The organism is Cupriavidus sp. GW823-FHT06D04, assembly GCF_058795055.1.
Genome location: NZ_JBXAHL010000012.1, coordinates 38,074 through 52,798 on the forward strand (window position 1 = coordinate 38,074; position 14,725 = coordinate 52,798).

A 14,725-nucleotide genomic window follows, 5' to 3' on the forward strand; every position below is an offset into this window, starting at 1 on the left:
ACGTATCGGAAACCATGGAATCGAAAGTCAGCCGCCGGCTCAAGGAGCCGCTTGCAAAAGAAATCTGCGAGCACATTTACGGTCCGCGCCTTGCGCGTGACTTCTCCAGGCAATTCGCCTACCTCACCGAGGTGAACCAGGCACACCTGCTGATGCTGCACAAGACCGGCCTGGTGTCACCGGAGATCGCCAGGAAGCTGGCCAGCGGCCTGCAGCAGATGGAAAATGAAGGCCCCAGCGCGGTGACCCTCGATCCCGCCAAGGAAGACCCATATTTCAACTACGAAGCCAGGCTGATGACGGTGACCAGCCGGGACATCGGCGGGCGGCTGCACATGGCGCGCAGCAGGAACGATATTGCGGCCACCATTGACCGGATGCGCGCCCGCACCATCGTTATCGACACCATCGAGGCGCTGGGCAGGCTGCGCAAGGTGGCGCTGCAGCGCGCCAGCGAATTCGCCGATGCCGTCATGCCGGGATACACGCACCTGCAGCCTGCGCAGCCGATCACCTTCGGCTTCTACCTGAGCGCCGTGTCCGAGGCCCTGGGCCGGGACATGGACCGGCTCCATGCGGCATTGCCGAGGATCGACGCCATGCCGCTGGGTGCGGGAGCGCTGGCCGGCACGCGTTTCCCGATCGACAGGCAAGTCACGGCGGACGGGCTTGGCTTCGGCTCGCTGGTGCACAACACGCTGGATGCGGTGGCGTCGCGCGACTTCGCCTGGGAGGCGATGTCCGCCATGGCCATCATCGCGCTGACGTGGGGCCGGGTCGCGCAGGACTTCTACGTGTGGTCCACGCCCGAGTTCGGCCTCCTTGCATTTCCCGACCGGGTGGCAAGTACCTCGAGCATCATGCCGCAGAAGAAGAATCCCGCAGTGCTGGAGTACTTGCGTGGCAAGAGCGCCCATATCGTTGGCCTGTTGACGACGTCCCTGGTTACCGTCAAGGGAACGCACTTCACGCACACCGGTGACAGCAGCCGGGAGAGCATCCGCAGCTTCTGGGAATGCAGCGAGGAAACCGCGCGCTGCCTGTCCCTGTTCGAGCTGATCCTCGGCAGCGTGGAGCCGAGGCTGCCGAACATGCTGCAGCGCGTCAGCCTCGACTTTTCCGTGGCGACGGACCTGGCCGATGGGCTTGTGGCCGAGGCCGGACTGTCGTTCCGGGACGCTCACCACGTTGTGGGCGGACTGGTGCGCTTGGCACTCGATTCCGGACAATCCGCAGGCGAGCTGACCAGTGCCATGCTGGACCGTGCCGCGGTGGACGTGATCGGGCGGGCAATCGAATGGCCCGAGCACAAGCTGCGGCAGTACCTGGATCCCGTCGAGAGCGTCAACGCGCGCGGCAACGGCGGTCCGGCGCCTTCGGAGGTCACCCTCGCCATCCAGCGGCAACGCGGCCACGTTGACACCGTGCTGGCTTCGGTGAAGTCCACCCGAGCGCGCCTCGATGCAGCGCGCGATCGGATGAAGCGTGACATCGCCGCATTGGCAGCCGCCTGATTCACCAACCCGTCCTTCTATCGCCAAGAACCATGAAGCTCATCGCCAAGTTCCTGATTGCGGCGCTTACCGCTGCTTGCGTTGCCCCTGGCGCCTCCGCCGCGTACCCGGACAAGCCGATCCGCCTCATCGTCCCGTTCGCGGCGGGAGGCACCGTGAACCTCATTGGCCGTGTGCTGGCACAACGTCTCTCGGAGACCCTGGGCCAGCAGGTCATTGTGGAGAACAAGCCCGGCGCGGGCGGCACGCTGGGTGCGGACGTGGTCGCCAAGTCGCTGGCTGACGGCTATACGCTCCTGCTCGCGTCATCGAGCCACCAGTCCATCCACCCGCTCATCTACAAGAAGCTGCCCTACGACGCGAACAAGGACTTTGTCCAGGTGGCGCTGTTCGCGGCCGTGCCAAACGTGCTCGTGGTCTCGAACAAGGTACCGGCGAAGACTGTCAAGGAGTTCATCGCCTATTCCAAAGCAGGCGGCAAGACACTGTTCATGGGCTCCGCCGGCAACGGCAGCGTCAACCAGATGGTCGGCGAACTCTTCCAGCACAAGACCGGCACCAGTTTCGAGCATGTGCCGTTCAAGGGCGCGGGCCCTGCGACAGTCGACCTCCTGTCGGGGCAGATCGACCTGATGTTCGTGAACTTGCCTAACGTCTTGCCGCACATCCAGAGCGGGAAGATGCGCGCCCTCGCGGTCGCGAGCGCGCGACGGGCCGCTTCGCTGCCGGACGTGCCGACCATGGCGGAAGCTGGCGTCCCTGACTTCGTGGTCGACTCCTGGTCCGGCGTGCTGGCGCCCGCGGGAACGCCCAAGGCTGTGATCGACAAGCTCTCGCTCCAGATCAACAAGATCGCGAAGGAGAAGTCGACTGCCGACAGTCTCGCTGCCCAAGGGGCGGTCCCGCTGCCCGGCACCAGTGCCGACTATGCCAACCTGGTGCGCTTCGAGACCCAGCGCTGGCGCGAGGTGATCAGCAAGGCGAACATTGCGCTGGACTGAGGCCGCAGGACATGCCGCGTCTCACCGGGCCTGCGCCGCGCGCACGAACGCGTCGCGCGCAGTGATCCGCTTGACGTAGTCCTGGATGCACGGGCTCTCGCTGATGCGCGGCGCACCGAATCGCCCCGCCCATGCCAGCGAGGCACCGAGATAGACGTCCGCCGCGCTGAAGGTTGCGCCGAGCACGAAGGGGCCGGGAGTCAGGGCTTTCTCGATGGTGTCGATCACATCGTCATAGTCGCTCCAGCCGACCGCCTGCTTCGGCAGCGGCGCCTCTTTGCGCATCATCCGGTCAGTCAGCGCCGGTTCGAAGCAACTGCCGCAGAAGAACAGCCACCGCAGCACCGTGCCGCGCGCGGACGAGCCTGCGGGCGGCATCAACCCGGCCTGCGGAAAGGCATCTGCAAGCCAGGCGATGATCGCGCCGTTCTCGGTCAGGACCGTGCCGTCCTGCAAGACCAGCGTTGGAATCTTCCCCATCGGATTGATCGCCAGGAACTCCGGCGAGCGGCTCTCGCCCTTGGTGAAATCGATGTGCTGCAGCTTGTAGTCAGCCCCGACCTCCTCCAGCATCCAGCGCGCCACCGAGGCGCGGCTTTGGGGGTTGTAGTAGAGCGTCATGGTCATACCGTCCTCCTGCCGCGTTCGGCCGTGTGGTTTCGACCGCAGCAGGATAGCATCCGCCGGCTGCCACAAACCGCTTGCGTCGTGGGTGCCCTCATCCGGCCCGCGCAACCGCCCGCGCGAGCCGTGCGACGCCCTCCCCGATCTGCGTCAGGTTCGTGCTCGCGAAGGACAGCCGGAATGCGGCGCGCTGGCGCCGCTCCACATAGAATCCGGCACCGGCGACGAACAGCACCTTTTCCGCGATCGCGTGCGGCAGTAGTGCGGCGGCATCGTCGATGCCATCCAGCGCGGCCCAAAGGAACATCCCTCCCGCCGGCGATGCGAAGCGGATGCGGTCGCCAAAGGCCTGGCGCAGCGCCGCCGCGAGCTGGTCGCGCTTGTCACGATAGGCCGCGACTTCCCGCGCGACCTGTGCCGGCAGCCGGCCCGCTTCCAGATACTGCGCCGCGGCCAGCTGGATCCATGGCGGCGTGCACAGGTCGGATACCTGCTTGGCAATCACCGCGCGGCGCACGATCCCGGGCGCGGCGACCATCCAGCCGATCCTCAGGCCGGGGGCCAGCGTCTTCGACAGGCTGGCCAGGTGCACGAGCCACGGCCGCGCCTCGGGTACCGACGCGCACAGCGCCAGCAGCGAAGGCGGCGGTGCGCCATCGAAGCTCAGCGCCCCGTAGGGATCGTCCTCGACCAGCACCACGCGGTGCCGCGCCACCAGCTTCAGCAACTGCAGCCGGCGTGCGGGCGACAGCGTGGCGCCGGTGGGGTTGGCGAAGGTTGGCACCGTATAGATCAGCCGGGGCCGCAACGACGGCTCGGCCAGCATGGCTTCAAGTGCAGCCACGTCCATGCCGTCGTGATTAGACGGCACGCCGCGTATGTCGGCGCCGGCCAGCCGCAATGCCTGCAGCGTCGCGGAATAGGTCGGCTCCTCGACCAGCACCACGCTGCCGGGCTCGACCAGTGCACGCACGAGGAAATCGAAGCCCTGCTGCGAGCCGCTGGTCACGAGCAGTTCGTCCTGGGCCACAGGCGCGCCGCGCCCGGCCATCAACGACGCCAGCGCCTGGCGCAGCGCCGGCGCGCCTTCGGTGGCGCCGTACTGCAGGCATTCGGCGGGCCGCTCGCGCAGCACCGTCGACGACGCCGCGCCAATGCCGTCGACATCGAACAGCGTGGCGCACGGGTAGCCGCCGGCGAACGAGATCATCCCGGGGTCGGACAGGTACTTGAACAGTTCCCGGATTGGCGAGCCTGCCGGGTCGCGCAGCGCGGGGACGAAGGGATAAGCGGCGTCGGAAATCATGAGCGGATGCAGAGCGTGCTGGATATGGGCGTGCTTCAGTCCACCGAAGCACCGGACAGGCGAACGATCTCGCCCCACTTCTGGCGGTCCTTCTTCAACACGTCGGCAAACGCCTCCGGCGAGCTGGGCGCCGGTTCCGCGCCCAGCTCGCGCATTTTTGCCTGCACGCCTGGCTCGCTAAGCACGCGCGTCAGGTCCTGGCTGATTTTCTGGGCCACCGCGGCGGGCACCCCGCGCGGCGCAAGCAGGCCGAACCATGGGCTGGCATCGAAGCCGGGGACGGGGCCCGCGGCGGCGACCGTCGGCACATTCGGAAGCGCCGACGAGCGCGCTGGCGTGGTCACGGCCAGCGGCTTGAGCTTGCCCGAGCGGATAAACGGCAGCGACGCCGGCAGGTTGTCGAACATCACGTCGACGCTGCCGCCCATCAGGTCGGCGATGGCCGGGCTGCTGCCCTTGTAGGCGACGTGGCTCATCTCCGTGCCGGTCATGCGCTGGAACAGCTCGCCCGCAAGGTGCGTGGAGGTGCCGTTTCCGGCCGACGCCATGTTGACGCGCTTCGGATTGGCTTTCAGGTAGGCGATGAACTCGGGCAGCGTCTGCACGCGCGCGCGTTCCGCAAACGCCGGCGAGAGCACCACCACGTTGGGTACGCGCGCCACCATCGCGACCGGCGCGAAATCGGCGTCGGCATCATAGGGCAGCTTCTTGTACAACGCCGGGTTGATGCCGAACTCGCCCACTGAGCCCATCAGCAAGGTGTAGCCGTCCGCCGTGGACTTGGCCGCCGTGCCGGTGCCGACGATGCCGCCCGCGCCGGGGCGGTTGTCGACCACCACCGACTGCTTCCATTGCGTGGCAAGTTGCTCACCGATCAGCCGGGCCACCATGTCAGTGGTGCCGCCCGGCGGGTACGGCACGATGATGCGCACCGGCTTGGCCGGGAACTCGAGCGCGCCGGCAATGCCGGGCATGGTCGCGCCGAATGCAAGGGCGCCGGCGGCGAGCGCGCTGAACAAGTGTTTCATGCAGTCTCCTGTCTACCTGATGGTTGTCGTTATGAGGTTGTCGCGATGACGATGCCGAGAAGAGGCGGCAACGCAAGGATCGAATGATTTCTCATCAACTCCAAGCTTTCAAGCGAGATTTCCGTATAGGATGATGACCTAAAATCATCAACTCAGCCCCCCGATGCGGCAACGACTCCCCAGCCTGTCCAGCCTGCGCGCCTTCGAGGCAGCCGCGCTGCACCTGAACCTGCGCCGCGCGGCGGCGGACCTGTTTATCACCGAGAGCGCGGTGTCGCGCCAGATTGCGTCGCTGGAAGGGCTGCTGGGCGTGCAGCTGTTCCACCGCGCCAACCAGCGCATCACGCTGACGGCGGCCGGCACGCTCTACAGCGGGCAGGTGCGGGAGTTGCTGCGCAAGCTGCAGCGCGACACGCTCGACCTGATGGCGCACGAGGGCGCGGGCGGCACCGTCGAGCTGGCCTGCGTGCCCACGCTGGCGGTCGAGTGGCTGATACCGCGGCTACCGGCCTTTTATGCGCGCCATCCGGGGATCGTCGTCAATATCAGCGCGCAGTCAGACATCTTCCTGTTCGACGGCACGCCCTACGACGCGGCGATTCACTTTGGCGAGGCCGTCTATCCCGGCGCGCGTGCCGACCGGATGTTTGACGAAGAATCGGTCGCGGTCTGCCATCCGGACTTCTTCGAAGGCAAAAAGCGGATCACCCCGCATGACATCGCCCTGTCCCCGCTGCTGCACCTCGCCACGCGCATTCTCGGCTGGAAGCAATGGATGGAAGCGGCCGGCATCGACGACGTCAACGCCATGCGCGGTGCACGCTTCGACCACCACTCCATGGTCATCGCCGCCGCACGCACCGGGCTGGGCGTTGGTCTGGTGCCGCGCTTCCTCGTGGGGGAATACCTGGCAAACCGCCAGCTGGTCATGCCCGTCGCCCATTCGCAGCGCTCCACGAGCGCGTATCACCTGGTCTCGCCGGATACGCGGCCGATGAGCGAGGCGATGCAGCGGCTGCGCGAGTGGCTGCTGGAAGCCGCGGGCGAGTTTGCGACAAAACAGTCTGCGCCTGCGGACGATGCTGGCAACTAGCAAGCCGACGCACGCCGCAATTCACACCACCATTTCCAGACCCGGCGTCGGCCGGCGTTCCAGCAATGCGGCCAGCCTGCGCAGCGCAGCCGATAACTGCGCGCGGTCCTCCACGCCACCGAGCGAGATGCGGATGGCATTCGGCGCGTTGGGCCCCTCCCAGAAGGCGTCGGACGGCGTCACGCGCAGGTCCTCCGCCAGCGCGGCCCTGGTGAGCTGCTGCGCCGACCAGTGCTCGGGCAAGCGATGCCATGCGTGGATGGCGCTGGGCGGGAGCTGGCCGATCCCGCTCAGCCATCGGCTTGCCAGCGCGCATCTGGCCAACGCTTCGGTCCTGATGCCGTCGAGCAGCTGCATTGCCGAGCCATCGTGGATCCATTGGGTCGCCAGGGCGGCGGTCATCGGTGCCGCCATCAGGGCAAAAGCCCGCAGCGATGCCAGCAGATCGTCGCCGCGCCTGCCCTCGGGCAGCATGACATATGCGGTCCGCAGCCCCGGACTGAGCGTCTTGGACAGGGTCGAGACATAGTACGTGCGCTCGGGAGCGAAGCTGGACAGCGGCGGCGGCGCTGACGGCGTCAGCAGCCAGTAGGGATCATCCTCCAGCAAGGTGACATCACAGTGCGCCGCGGCCCTGGCAATAGCCTCCCTGCGTGAGGCCGGCATGGTGTGCGTAGTGGGATTCTGGGCTGTCGGATTGAGGTAGGCCAGCGTTGCACCGTCGGCACGGGCCGCTTCGAGGGCGTCGGGGAGCATCCCGTCGGCATCGACCTGCGCGATGATCACACGCCGCCCGAGTTGTGCCGCGGCCGCGCGAATGCCGGGGTAGGCCAGCGGCTCGCTCACGATCGCATCGCCAGGCCGGGTCCGGGCCAGGATCACGGCGGCCAGCGCAGCCTGGGCGCCCGGGCATACCACCAGCCGCCCAGTGGCGATGGGCCCGAATATCTGCGCGAGCCAGAGCGCTCCGGCCGACCGGTCGGCAGCACTGCCGCCGCCGAGCTGGTAGGTCATCAGCAGGTGCGGGTCGCTATGCAGCAGCACCTGCGACAGGCCGCGCCGCAACAGGTCCTGGAAATCCAGCCCCGCCGGTGGCGGCGGCACGTTCATGCTCATGTCGATCACCCGCGCCAGCTCCGCCCGCGGCGCGGCAATGAAGGTGCCGAGGGCCCCGCGGGCATCGATCAGATGGCGGCGCTTGGCCTCGTTGTAGGCACGCGTGACGGTGGTCAGGTCCACGCGGAGGGTCTTGGCCAGGCTGCGCTGTGGCGGCACGCGATCGCCGGTTACCAGCCGGCCTTCGCCGATCGCCCGCTCGATAAAGTCCACGATCTGCAAGTAGCGGGCACCGCCACCGATTGTGATCTCAAGATCCCATTTAGCACTGACATCGCTTCCTTGCATGGATTTCATCCCGTATATTTCTTCGATGTATGGGTTTTGTCTTGCATTAGCATGCCAGACATCACCGAGGGAATCCATACAAACCACGCCCGCGCGGGGCTGAGCCAGCACTTGAATCGGAGCGCGTGGCCGGGAGCCTTCGGTGATCCGTAACCAAGGTGTCCGAAATGCTCAAACCTATTGCCGGGCCGGCAGACAAGAATCGACAAGGCCCGCTCCCCCGCCCATCCCCCGGCTCGAAGCGCCGTCTTCCCACCCTGTTGCTGTGCGCCTGCCTGAGCGCCCTGCTGAGCGGCTGCAACCTCGAACTGCTCAACCCCAAGGGCAGCATTGGGGAACAGGAAAAGTCACTGATCCTGATCTCCCTGTTCGTCATGCTGATGGTCGTCATCCCCGTGATCGTCCTGACGCTGTGGTTCGCCTGGCGCTACCGCGAAACCAATACGAGCGCCCCCTATGCCCCCAAATGGGCGCACTCCACCAAGATCGAGGTCGTGGTCTGGGGCATCCCCTGCGTGATCGTGGCCTGCCTGGCTGTGCTGATCTGGGACTCGACGCACAAGCTCGATCCCTATCGGCCCCTGGAATCGCAGGTCAAGCCGATCCAGGTCGATGTAATCGCGCTGAACTGGAAATGGCTGTTCATTTATCCGGAATACGGCGTCGCGTCGCTGAACCAGCTTGCGATCCCGGTCGGCACGCCGGTCAATTTCCGGCTGACCGCGGAATCGATGATGAACTCGTTCTTCATCCCGCAGCTCGGCAGCATGGTCTACGCCATGGCGGGCATGCAGACGCGCCTGCACCTGATCGCCGACACCCCCGGCGTCTATCTCGGCCAGTCCGCCGCCTACAGCGGCCCCGGCTTCTCGGACATGCATTTCAAGACCCTGGCCACCTCGCGCGAGGAGTTCGATGCCTGGATCCAGGCTGCCCGCGCTTCGTCGCAGGCGCTCGACCTCAAGACCTACCGCACGCTTGAACTGCCCAGCAGCAAGGACCCCGTGACGCTGTACGCCGCCGTCGCGCCGAAGCTGTTCGACCAGGTCGTCGACAAATACATGCTGGCAAACGGCCAGATCTGCCGCGCGGACACCCCGGAATCTCTGCAGGCCTTCCAGCGCGTCCCGCCGGCGCCCGCTGGCCGCATGGAGCAATAAGAATGCTTGGAAAACTCAACCTGGACGCCATCCCTCTCCATGAGCCGATCATCATGGGGACGCTGGCCGTCGTGATCGTGCTGGGCATCGCACTGATGGGCGCCATCACGTACTACGGCAAGTGGAAGACCCTCTGGAACGACTGGATCTGCTCGGTCGACCACAAGAAGGTCGGCGTGATGTACATCATCCTGGCGCTGGTGATGCTGCTGCGCGGCTTTGCCGATGCCATCATGATGCGCGCCCAGCAGGCGATCGCCTATGGCGATGCCGCGGGCTACCTGCCGCCGCACCACTACGACCAGATCTTCACGGCGCACGGCGTGATCATGATCTTCTTTGTCGCGACGCCGCTGGTGCTCGGCCTGATGAACGTGATCGTGCCGCTGCAGATCGGCGCGCGCGACGTTGCCTTCCCGTTCGTTAATTCGCTGAGCTTCTGGATGTCGGCAATGGGCGCGGTGCTGGTGATGATGTCGATGTTCGTCGGCGACTTCGCCGCCACCGGCTGGGTCGCCTACCCGCCGTTGTCCGAGCTGGGCTACAGCCCCACGCCAGGCGTTGACTACTACATCTGGTCACTGCAGATATCCGGGCTTGGCACCACGCTGACGGGCATCAACTTCATCGTCACGATCTTGCGCATGCGCGCGCCGGGCCTGAACCTGATGAAGATGCCGGTCTTCACCTGGACCGCCCTGATCACCAACATCCTGATCGTGGCGATCTTCCCGGTACTGACCGCCACGCTCGCCCTGCTCACCGCCGACCGCTACCTCGGCATGCATTTCTTCACCAACGAGCTGGGCGGCAACGCCATGATGTACGTGAACCTGATCTGGATCTGGGGCCACCCGGAGGTCTACGTGCTGATCCTGCCGGCGTTCGGCGCCTTCTCCGAGATCATCGCCACGTTCTCGCGCAAGCCACTGTTCGGCTACAAGTCGATGGTGTACGCCACCTCCTCGATCGGCGTGCTGTCGTTCTTCGTCTGGCTGCACCACTTCTTCACCATGGGCTCCGGGGCGAACGTCAATGCCTTCTTCGGCATCATGACCTCGATCATCTCGATCCCCACTGGCGTCAAGCTGTTCAACTGGCTGTTCACCATGTACCGGGGCCGGATCCGCTTCCATACCTCGACCATGTGGACCATCGGCTTTATGGTGACGTTCGCGGTCGGCGGCATGACCGGCGTGCTGCTCGCCATTCCCGGCGCCGACTTCGTGCTGCACAACAGCCTGTTCCTGGTCGCGCACTTCCATAACGTGATCATCGGCGGCGTGCTGTTCGGTTGCCTGGCCGCGATCACCTTCTGGTTCCCGAAGGTGTTCGGCTTCAAGCTGAACGAGTTCTGGGGCAAGGTGTCGTTCTGGTGCTGGCTGACCGGCTTCTTCCTGGCCTTCATGCCGCTCTACGTGCTCGGCTTCAAGGGCATGACCCGCCGGATGAACCACTATGCCAACGTCGACTGGCATCCCTACCTGGTGGTGGCGCTGGTGGGTGCCTTCGTCATCGGCGCTGGCATCCTGGCGATGATCGTGCAGTTCGCGGTCAGTATCCGCGACCGCAAGCAGAACCAGGACCTGACCGGCGACCCGTGGGATGGCCGCAGCCTGGAATGGTCGACCGCCTCGCCCGCGCCGTTCTACAACTTCGCGCACGTGCCGCATATCACCTCGCTGGAACAGCACTGGGACGACAAGGAAGCCGGGCGCGCATGGCGCCAGCCGGCCCGCTACGAAGACATCCACATGCCCCGCAACACCTCGGCAGGCTTCATCGTGTCGGCGTTCGGGCTGCTGTGTTGCTTCGCGCTGGTCTGGCACATGTGGCTGGTGGCCGCCGTCGGCCTGGTCGGCGCCATCGCCACCTTCATCGTGCGCAGCTATGACCGCGACGTCGACTATTACGTGCCAGCCGCCGAAGTCGAGCGGATCGAGCGCGCGCGCTATGCACAACTGCAGGAAGCTGCCTGACCATGACTCCGACTCTCTCCCCTACCCTGCACCATCCCGGGCACGAGGCGGCCCACGACGCGGCGCACCACCATCACGAAGCCGGCGCGCACACTCCGCTGGGGTTCTGGCTCTACCTGATGAGCGACTGCCTGATCTTCGCGGTGTTGTTCGCCACCTTCGGCGTGCTGTCCGGAAACACGGCCGGCGGCCCCGGCGGGCGGCAACTGTTCGAGCTGCCGTTCGTGTTCGCCGAAACCATGGTGCTGCTGCTGAGCAGTTATACCTTCGGCCTGGCCATGCTCAGGCAGGGCGCCGACGACGCGCCGCGGATGATCCGCTGGCTGGCGGTGACCTTCGCGCTCGGCGCACTGTTCATCGCCATGGAGGTCTATGAGTTCGCGCACCTGTTGCATGAGGGTGCGGGCCCCGGCGTCAGCGCCTACCTGTCGGCCTTCTTCACGCTGGTCGGCACGCACGGGCTGCATGTCACGTCTGGCCTGCTGTGGCTTGCGGTGATGATCCACCAGATCAGGCATTTCGGGCTGGACGATATCGTGCGCCGCCGCCTGGCCTGCCTGAGCCTGTTCTGGCACTTCCTGGACCTGGTCTGGATCTGTGTCTTCACCTTCGTCTATCTGCGGGAGTTCGCATGAAATCGTCCCACCTTCATTCGGTGCATGCGGACCAGACGGCCGCGCACGGCAGCGTGCGCAGCTACACCATCGGACTGCTGCTGTCGGTCGCGCTGACGATGGCATCGTTTGCGGCAGTGATGACCGGATCCCTGCCAACGCAGGCCGCGATCGCGCTGGTCGTGGGCCTTTGTGTCGCGCAACTGCTGGTGCAGCTGGTGTACTTCCTGCATCTGGGCGCCGGTCCCGGCCAGCGCGGCAACACCGCCATCTTTGCCTGTACCGGCTTCCTGATCGTCATCGTCGTGGCCGGCTCGCTGTGGGTGATGCACAACGCCGATATCAACATGATGCCGACCGACATGTCCATCGAACGGGCACGTGCAAAAGACTAGCGCTCGCGCGCAAGGAGGCTTTTCCACCATGTATATCTATGACGCCATTGACCAGAAGCTCGTCGACGAACGCGTCGTGCAGTTCGCCGACCAAACCCGCCGCTTCCTGAGCGGCCAGCTCACCGAGGATGAGTTCCGCGTGCTGCGGCTGCAGAACGGCCTCTATATCCAGCGCCATGCACCCATGCTGCGCGTGGCGATTCCCTACGGCATGCTGGCGTCGCGGCAGTTGCGCAAGCTTGCGGAGATCGCGCGCCGCTGGGACCGCGGCTACGGGCACTTCAGCACGCGGCAGAACCTGCAGTTCAACTGGCCGCGGCTCGAGGATGCGCCTGCCATTCTCGCGGAGCTGGCCACGGTGCAGATGCACGCGATCCAGACCAGCGGCAACTGCATCCGCAATACCACCACCGACCACTTTGCCGGCATTGCGCCCGACGAACTGGTGAACCCGCTGGTGTGGTGCGAGATCGTCAGGCAATGGTCGATGCTGCATCCGGAGTTCGCCTTCCTGCCGCGCAAGTTCAAGATTGCCATCAGTGGCGCGCAGACGGACCGGGCCGCGGTTGGCGTCCATGACATCGGGCTGCAGGCCGTTGAACAGGACGGCCAGGCCGGCTTCAAGGTCTGGGTCGGTGGCGGCATGGGCCGAACGCCGATGGTCGGCAAGCTGATCAACCCCTTCGTCCCCTGGCAGGACCTGCTGACCTACCTGCAGGCCACGCTGCGCGTCTACAACCTGCACGGCCGCCGCGACAACAAGTACAAGGCGCGCATCAAGATCCTGGTGAAGGACCTGACCCCGGAAGTGTTCCGGGCGCAGGTGGATGAGCAGTGGCAACGCATTCGCGGGGGCCCGGACACCGTGTCTGAAGGCTTTGTCGCATCCATTGCCGAGCGCTTCACGATCCCGCCGTATGAGCCCGCGGCCGCCGACGAGCCGGACGAGTCAGCCGAACTGGCCAAGACTGACCGTGCCTTCCGCCTCTGGCTGAAAAGCAATGTGCATCGGCACCGGGTGCCTGGCTACGCAGCCGTCACGGCATCGCTGAAAGCCGCGGGCCAGGCGCCCGGCGACATCACTGCGGAGCAGATGGAAATCATGGCTGACCTGGCCGAGCGCCACGGCTTCGGCGAACTGCGCGTGTCGCATGAGCAGAACCTGATCCTTGCCGATGTCCGCCGCAGCGGCCTGCACGCCTTGTGGCAAGCGCTGGACGCTGCCGGGCTGGCCACGCCGAACGTGGGCCTGATTACCAACATCATCGCCTGCCCCGGGGGCGACTTCTGCTCGCTGGCCAATGCGGTCTCGATCCCTCTGGCACAGGCGATCCAGGAGCGCTTCGACGACCTCGACCATGTACACGACATCGGCGAGCTGGACCTGAACATCTCCGGCTGCATCAACTCCTGCGGCCACCACCATATCGGCCACATCGGCATCCTCGGCGTCGACAAGGCCGGCGAGGCCTGGTACCAGATCACCATCGGCGGCCGGCAGAACGGCGGCGACGGCCAACGCCGCCCGGATGGCGTGGCGGCCAGCGGCGCAGCCATCGGCCGCATCATTGGGCCGTCCTTTGCCCAGGAGCAGGTTCCGGATATGGTGGAGAGGCTGATCGAGACCTATTTGCTGCATCGGGACAGCGAAGCCGAACGCTTTGTCGACGTGGTTGGCCGTATCGGCATCGAACCCTTCCAGCGCGCGGTGTACCCGGACCCTGACAGCGGCGCGCGGCGAGCTCGCCAGGAGGCAGTAAATGCCTGACCATGACCATTGCGCCGGGCAGGACCGGCACAACGTCATCCGTGACGGACGACTGATCGCGGATGACTGGCTCGCTCACATCTGGGATGCGCAAGACGCCGACAACACCTGCCCGCCCGACGCGCCCGGCTACCTGGTGACACTGGAGAACTGGATCGCCCACCGCCAGCGATATCGGCTGCGACAGTATCCGCTCGCGGTCTACCTGTCGCCGGACGCGGAGCCTCAGACCCTGCTGGAACCTGGTGCCACGACCGTTGACCCGACAGGCATCGCGATCATTGCCATCGATTTCCCGGTCTACACGGATGGTCGTGGCTATTCGATCGCACAGCTGCTCCGTCACCAGCTAGGCTGGACCGGAGAGCTGCGCGCCGTGGGTGACGTGATGATCGACACCGTGCACTACCTGGCGCGTTGCGGTTTCAACAGCTTTGCGCTCAAGCCCGGGCACGACCCGGCAGCGGCGCTGCGCGCGCTGGCCACGTTCTCGTCGTCGTACCAGCGTAGCTATGGCCCGGCAAGCCGATAGCAAGCGCTGCCTGGCGCCGATACGAAAGATGCCCTCCCAGCCCAGCGCCAAGCCTGATAGCTTGTGGTCCGCTATCGCCGAACTCTCGGGCGAGCAACTGCATACGATTATCGATATCGCGCAGCTCTCACCGAAGGCGACGACGGATATGGCTTCGTTCCGGGCTCGCATTCTCGGTGTCTTCGGAAACGTCGCCGGTTTTGAAATCACACCGCCTTCGGAATCCATCCTGCAAGAGCTCTGGGAAAGGTATCGCTCCACACTCTCCACGCTCTAGCTGCGCGGATCATTCGGAAGATCGGCCCGA

Annotated in this window: 14 protein-coding genes; 10 read left to right on the top strand and 4 right to left on the bottom strand. The window is 65.6% G+C overall.

Annotated features, from left to right (window positions below; translation table 11 throughout):
- The first annotated feature begins 14 nt into the window (after positions 1–14).
- Positions 15–1,514 (top strand): argininosuccinate lyase, encoded by a 1,500-nt coding sequence (argH, locus tag AC1Q7H_RS16870; RefSeq protein WP_013956643.1) that lies wholly within the window; start codon positions 15–17, stop codon positions 1,512–1,514.
- Positions 1,515–1,546: 32 nt separating this feature from the next.
- Positions 1,547–2,515 carry a Bug family tripartite tricarboxylate transporter substrate binding protein gene (locus tag AC1Q7H_RS16875; RefSeq protein ID WP_153954794.1) on the top strand — a complete coding sequence of 323 codons (969 nt, stop codon included), beginning with the start codon at positions 1,547–1,549 and terminating at the stop codon, positions 2,513–2,515.
- A 21-nt stretch (positions 2,516–2,536) separates the two neighbouring features.
- Here the strand turns inward: AC1Q7H_RS16875 and AC1Q7H_RS16880 are convergent, their stop codons facing one another.
- The 3 genes from AC1Q7H_RS16880 to AC1Q7H_RS16890 form a co-directional block, all read right to left on the bottom strand.
- Complete coding sequence (locus AC1Q7H_RS16880; RefSeq protein WP_013956641.1) at positions 2,537–3,142, bottom strand: glutathione S-transferase family protein; 606 nt, start codon at positions 3,140–3,142, stop codon at positions 2,537–2,539.
- Between the two features lie 91 nt (positions 3,143–3,233).
- Positions 3,234–4,445, bottom strand: a complete 1,212-nt coding sequence (locus AC1Q7H_RS16885) for an aminotransferase-like domain-containing protein (RefSeq protein WP_013956640.1) — start codon at positions 4,443–4,445, stop codon at positions 3,234–3,236.
- 35 nt (positions 4,446–4,480) lie between these two features.
- Positions 4,481–5,473 (bottom strand): tripartite tricarboxylate transporter substrate binding protein, encoded by a 993-nt coding sequence (locus tag AC1Q7H_RS16890; protein ID WP_013956639.1) that lies wholly within the window; start codon positions 5,471–5,473, stop codon positions 4,481–4,483.
- 163 nt (positions 5,474–5,636) lie between these two features.
- Here AC1Q7H_RS16890 and AC1Q7H_RS16895 point away from each other — a divergent pair, with 163 nt between their 5' ends.
- A complete protein-coding gene (locus AC1Q7H_RS16895) occupies positions 5,637–6,566 on the top strand; it encodes a LysR substrate-binding domain-containing protein (protein WP_153954795.1) in 930 nt (309 codons plus the stop codon).
- A gap of 21 nt (positions 6,567–6,587) precedes the next feature.
- On the opposite strand, the gene AC1Q7H_RS16900 is transcribed toward AC1Q7H_RS16895, so the two are convergent.
- Complete coding sequence (locus AC1Q7H_RS16900; protein WP_013956637.1) at positions 6,588–7,970, bottom strand: aminotransferase-like domain-containing protein; 1,383 nt, start codon at positions 7,968–7,970, stop codon at positions 6,588–6,590.
- 167 nt (positions 7,971–8,137) lie between these two features.
- Here AC1Q7H_RS16900 and cyoA point away from each other — a divergent pair, with 167 nt between their 5' ends.
- Genes cyoA through AC1Q7H_RS16935 form a run of 7 tightly spaced genes read left to right on the top strand, consistent with a single transcriptional unit; the run spans position 8,138 to position 14,695 of the window.
- Positions 8,138–9,130 (top strand): ubiquinol oxidase subunit II, encoded by a 993-nt coding sequence (gene cyoA / locus AC1Q7H_RS16905; RefSeq protein ID WP_013956636.1) that lies wholly within the window; start codon positions 8,138–8,140, stop codon positions 9,128–9,130.
- 2 nt (positions 9,131–9,132) lie between these two features.
- Positions 9,133–11,109 (top strand): cytochrome o ubiquinol oxidase subunit I, encoded by a 1,977-nt coding sequence (gene cyoB, locus AC1Q7H_RS16910; protein ID WP_013956635.1) that lies wholly within the window; start codon positions 9,133–9,135, stop codon positions 11,107–11,109.
- A gap of 2 nt (positions 11,110–11,111) precedes the next feature.
- On the top strand, positions 11,112–11,744 hold the full coding sequence (gene cyoC / locus AC1Q7H_RS16915; protein ID WP_013956634.1) for a cytochrome o ubiquinol oxidase subunit III: 633 nt from the start codon (positions 11,112–11,114) through the stop codon (positions 11,742–11,744).
- Positions 11,741–12,118: a cytochrome o ubiquinol oxidase subunit IV gene (gene cyoD / locus AC1Q7H_RS16920; protein WP_492378366.1), complete on the top strand. Its 378-nt coding sequence runs from the start codon at positions 11,741–11,743 to the stop codon at positions 12,116–12,118. The genes cyoC and cyoD overlap by 4 nt, the downstream gene beginning before the upstream one ends.
- Positions 12,119–12,146: 28 nt before the next feature.
- A complete protein-coding gene (locus AC1Q7H_RS16925) occupies positions 12,147–13,886 on the top strand; it encodes a nitrite/sulfite reductase (RefSeq protein ID WP_153954796.1) in 1,740 nt (579 codons plus the stop codon).
- Positions 13,879–14,418: a DUF934 domain-containing protein gene (locus AC1Q7H_RS16930; protein WP_153954797.1), complete on the top strand. Its 540-nt coding sequence runs from the start codon at positions 13,879–13,881 to the stop codon at positions 14,416–14,418. The genes AC1Q7H_RS16925 and AC1Q7H_RS16930 overlap by 8 nt, the downstream gene beginning before the upstream one ends.
- A gap of 28 nt (positions 14,419–14,446) precedes the next feature.
- On the top strand, positions 14,447–14,695 hold the full coding sequence (locus AC1Q7H_RS16935; RefSeq protein WP_153954798.1) for a hypothetical protein: 249 nt from the start codon (positions 14,447–14,449) through the stop codon (positions 14,693–14,695).
- Positions 14,696–14,725 lie beyond the last annotated feature (30 nt).

What these genes read in the sequence shown, in the direction of transcription:
- argH (WP_013956643.1), top strand. Translation starts at nt 15, where the DNA reads ATGGAATCGAAAGTCAGCCGCCGGCTCAAGGAGCCGCTTGCAAAAGAA.
- AC1Q7H_RS16875 (WP_153954794.1), top strand. Translation starts at nt 1,547, where the DNA reads ATGAAGCTCATCGCCAAGTTCCTGATTGCGGCGCTTACCGCTGCTTGC.
- AC1Q7H_RS16880 (WP_013956641.1), bottom strand. Translation starts at nt 3,142, where the DNA reads ATGACCATGACGCTCTACTACAACCCCCAAAGCCGCGCCTCGGTGGCG.
- AC1Q7H_RS16885 (WP_013956640.1), bottom strand. Translation starts at nt 4,445, where the DNA reads ATGATTTCCGACGCCGCTTATCCCTTCGTCCCCGCGCTGCGCGACCCG.
- AC1Q7H_RS16890 (WP_013956639.1), bottom strand. Translation starts at nt 5,473, where the DNA reads ATGAAACACTTGTTCAGCGCGCTCGCCGCCGGCGCCCTTGCATTCGGC.
- AC1Q7H_RS16895 (WP_153954795.1), top strand. Translation starts at nt 5,637, where the DNA reads ATGCGGCAACGACTCCCCAGCCTGTCCAGCCTGCGCGCCTTCGAGGCA.
- AC1Q7H_RS16900 (WP_013956637.1), bottom strand. Translation starts at nt 7,970, where the DNA reads ATGCAAGGAAGCGATGTCAGTGCTAAATGGGATCTTGAGATCACAATC.
- cyoA (WP_013956636.1), top strand. Translation starts at nt 8,138, where the DNA reads ATGCTCAAACCTATTGCCGGGCCGGCAGACAAGAATCGACAAGGCCCG.
- cyoB (WP_013956635.1), top strand. Translation starts at nt 9,133, where the DNA reads ATGCTTGGAAAACTCAACCTGGACGCCATCCCTCTCCATGAGCCGATC.
- cyoC (WP_013956634.1), top strand. Translation starts at nt 11,112, where the DNA reads ATGACTCCGACTCTCTCCCCTACCCTGCACCATCCCGGGCACGAGGCG.
- cyoD (WP_492378366.1), top strand. Translation starts at nt 11,741, where the DNA reads ATGAAATCGTCCCACCTTCATTCGGTGCATGCGGACCAGACGGCCGCG.
- AC1Q7H_RS16925 (WP_153954796.1), top strand. Translation starts at nt 12,147, where the DNA reads ATGTATATCTATGACGCCATTGACCAGAAGCTCGTCGACGAACGCGTC.
- AC1Q7H_RS16930 (WP_153954797.1), top strand. Translation starts at nt 13,879, where the DNA reads ATGCCTGACCATGACCATTGCGCCGGGCAGGACCGGCACAACGTCATC.
- AC1Q7H_RS16935 (WP_153954798.1), top strand. Translation starts at nt 14,447, where the DNA reads ATGCCCTCCCAGCCCAGCGCCAAGCCTGATAGCTTGTGGTCCGCTATC.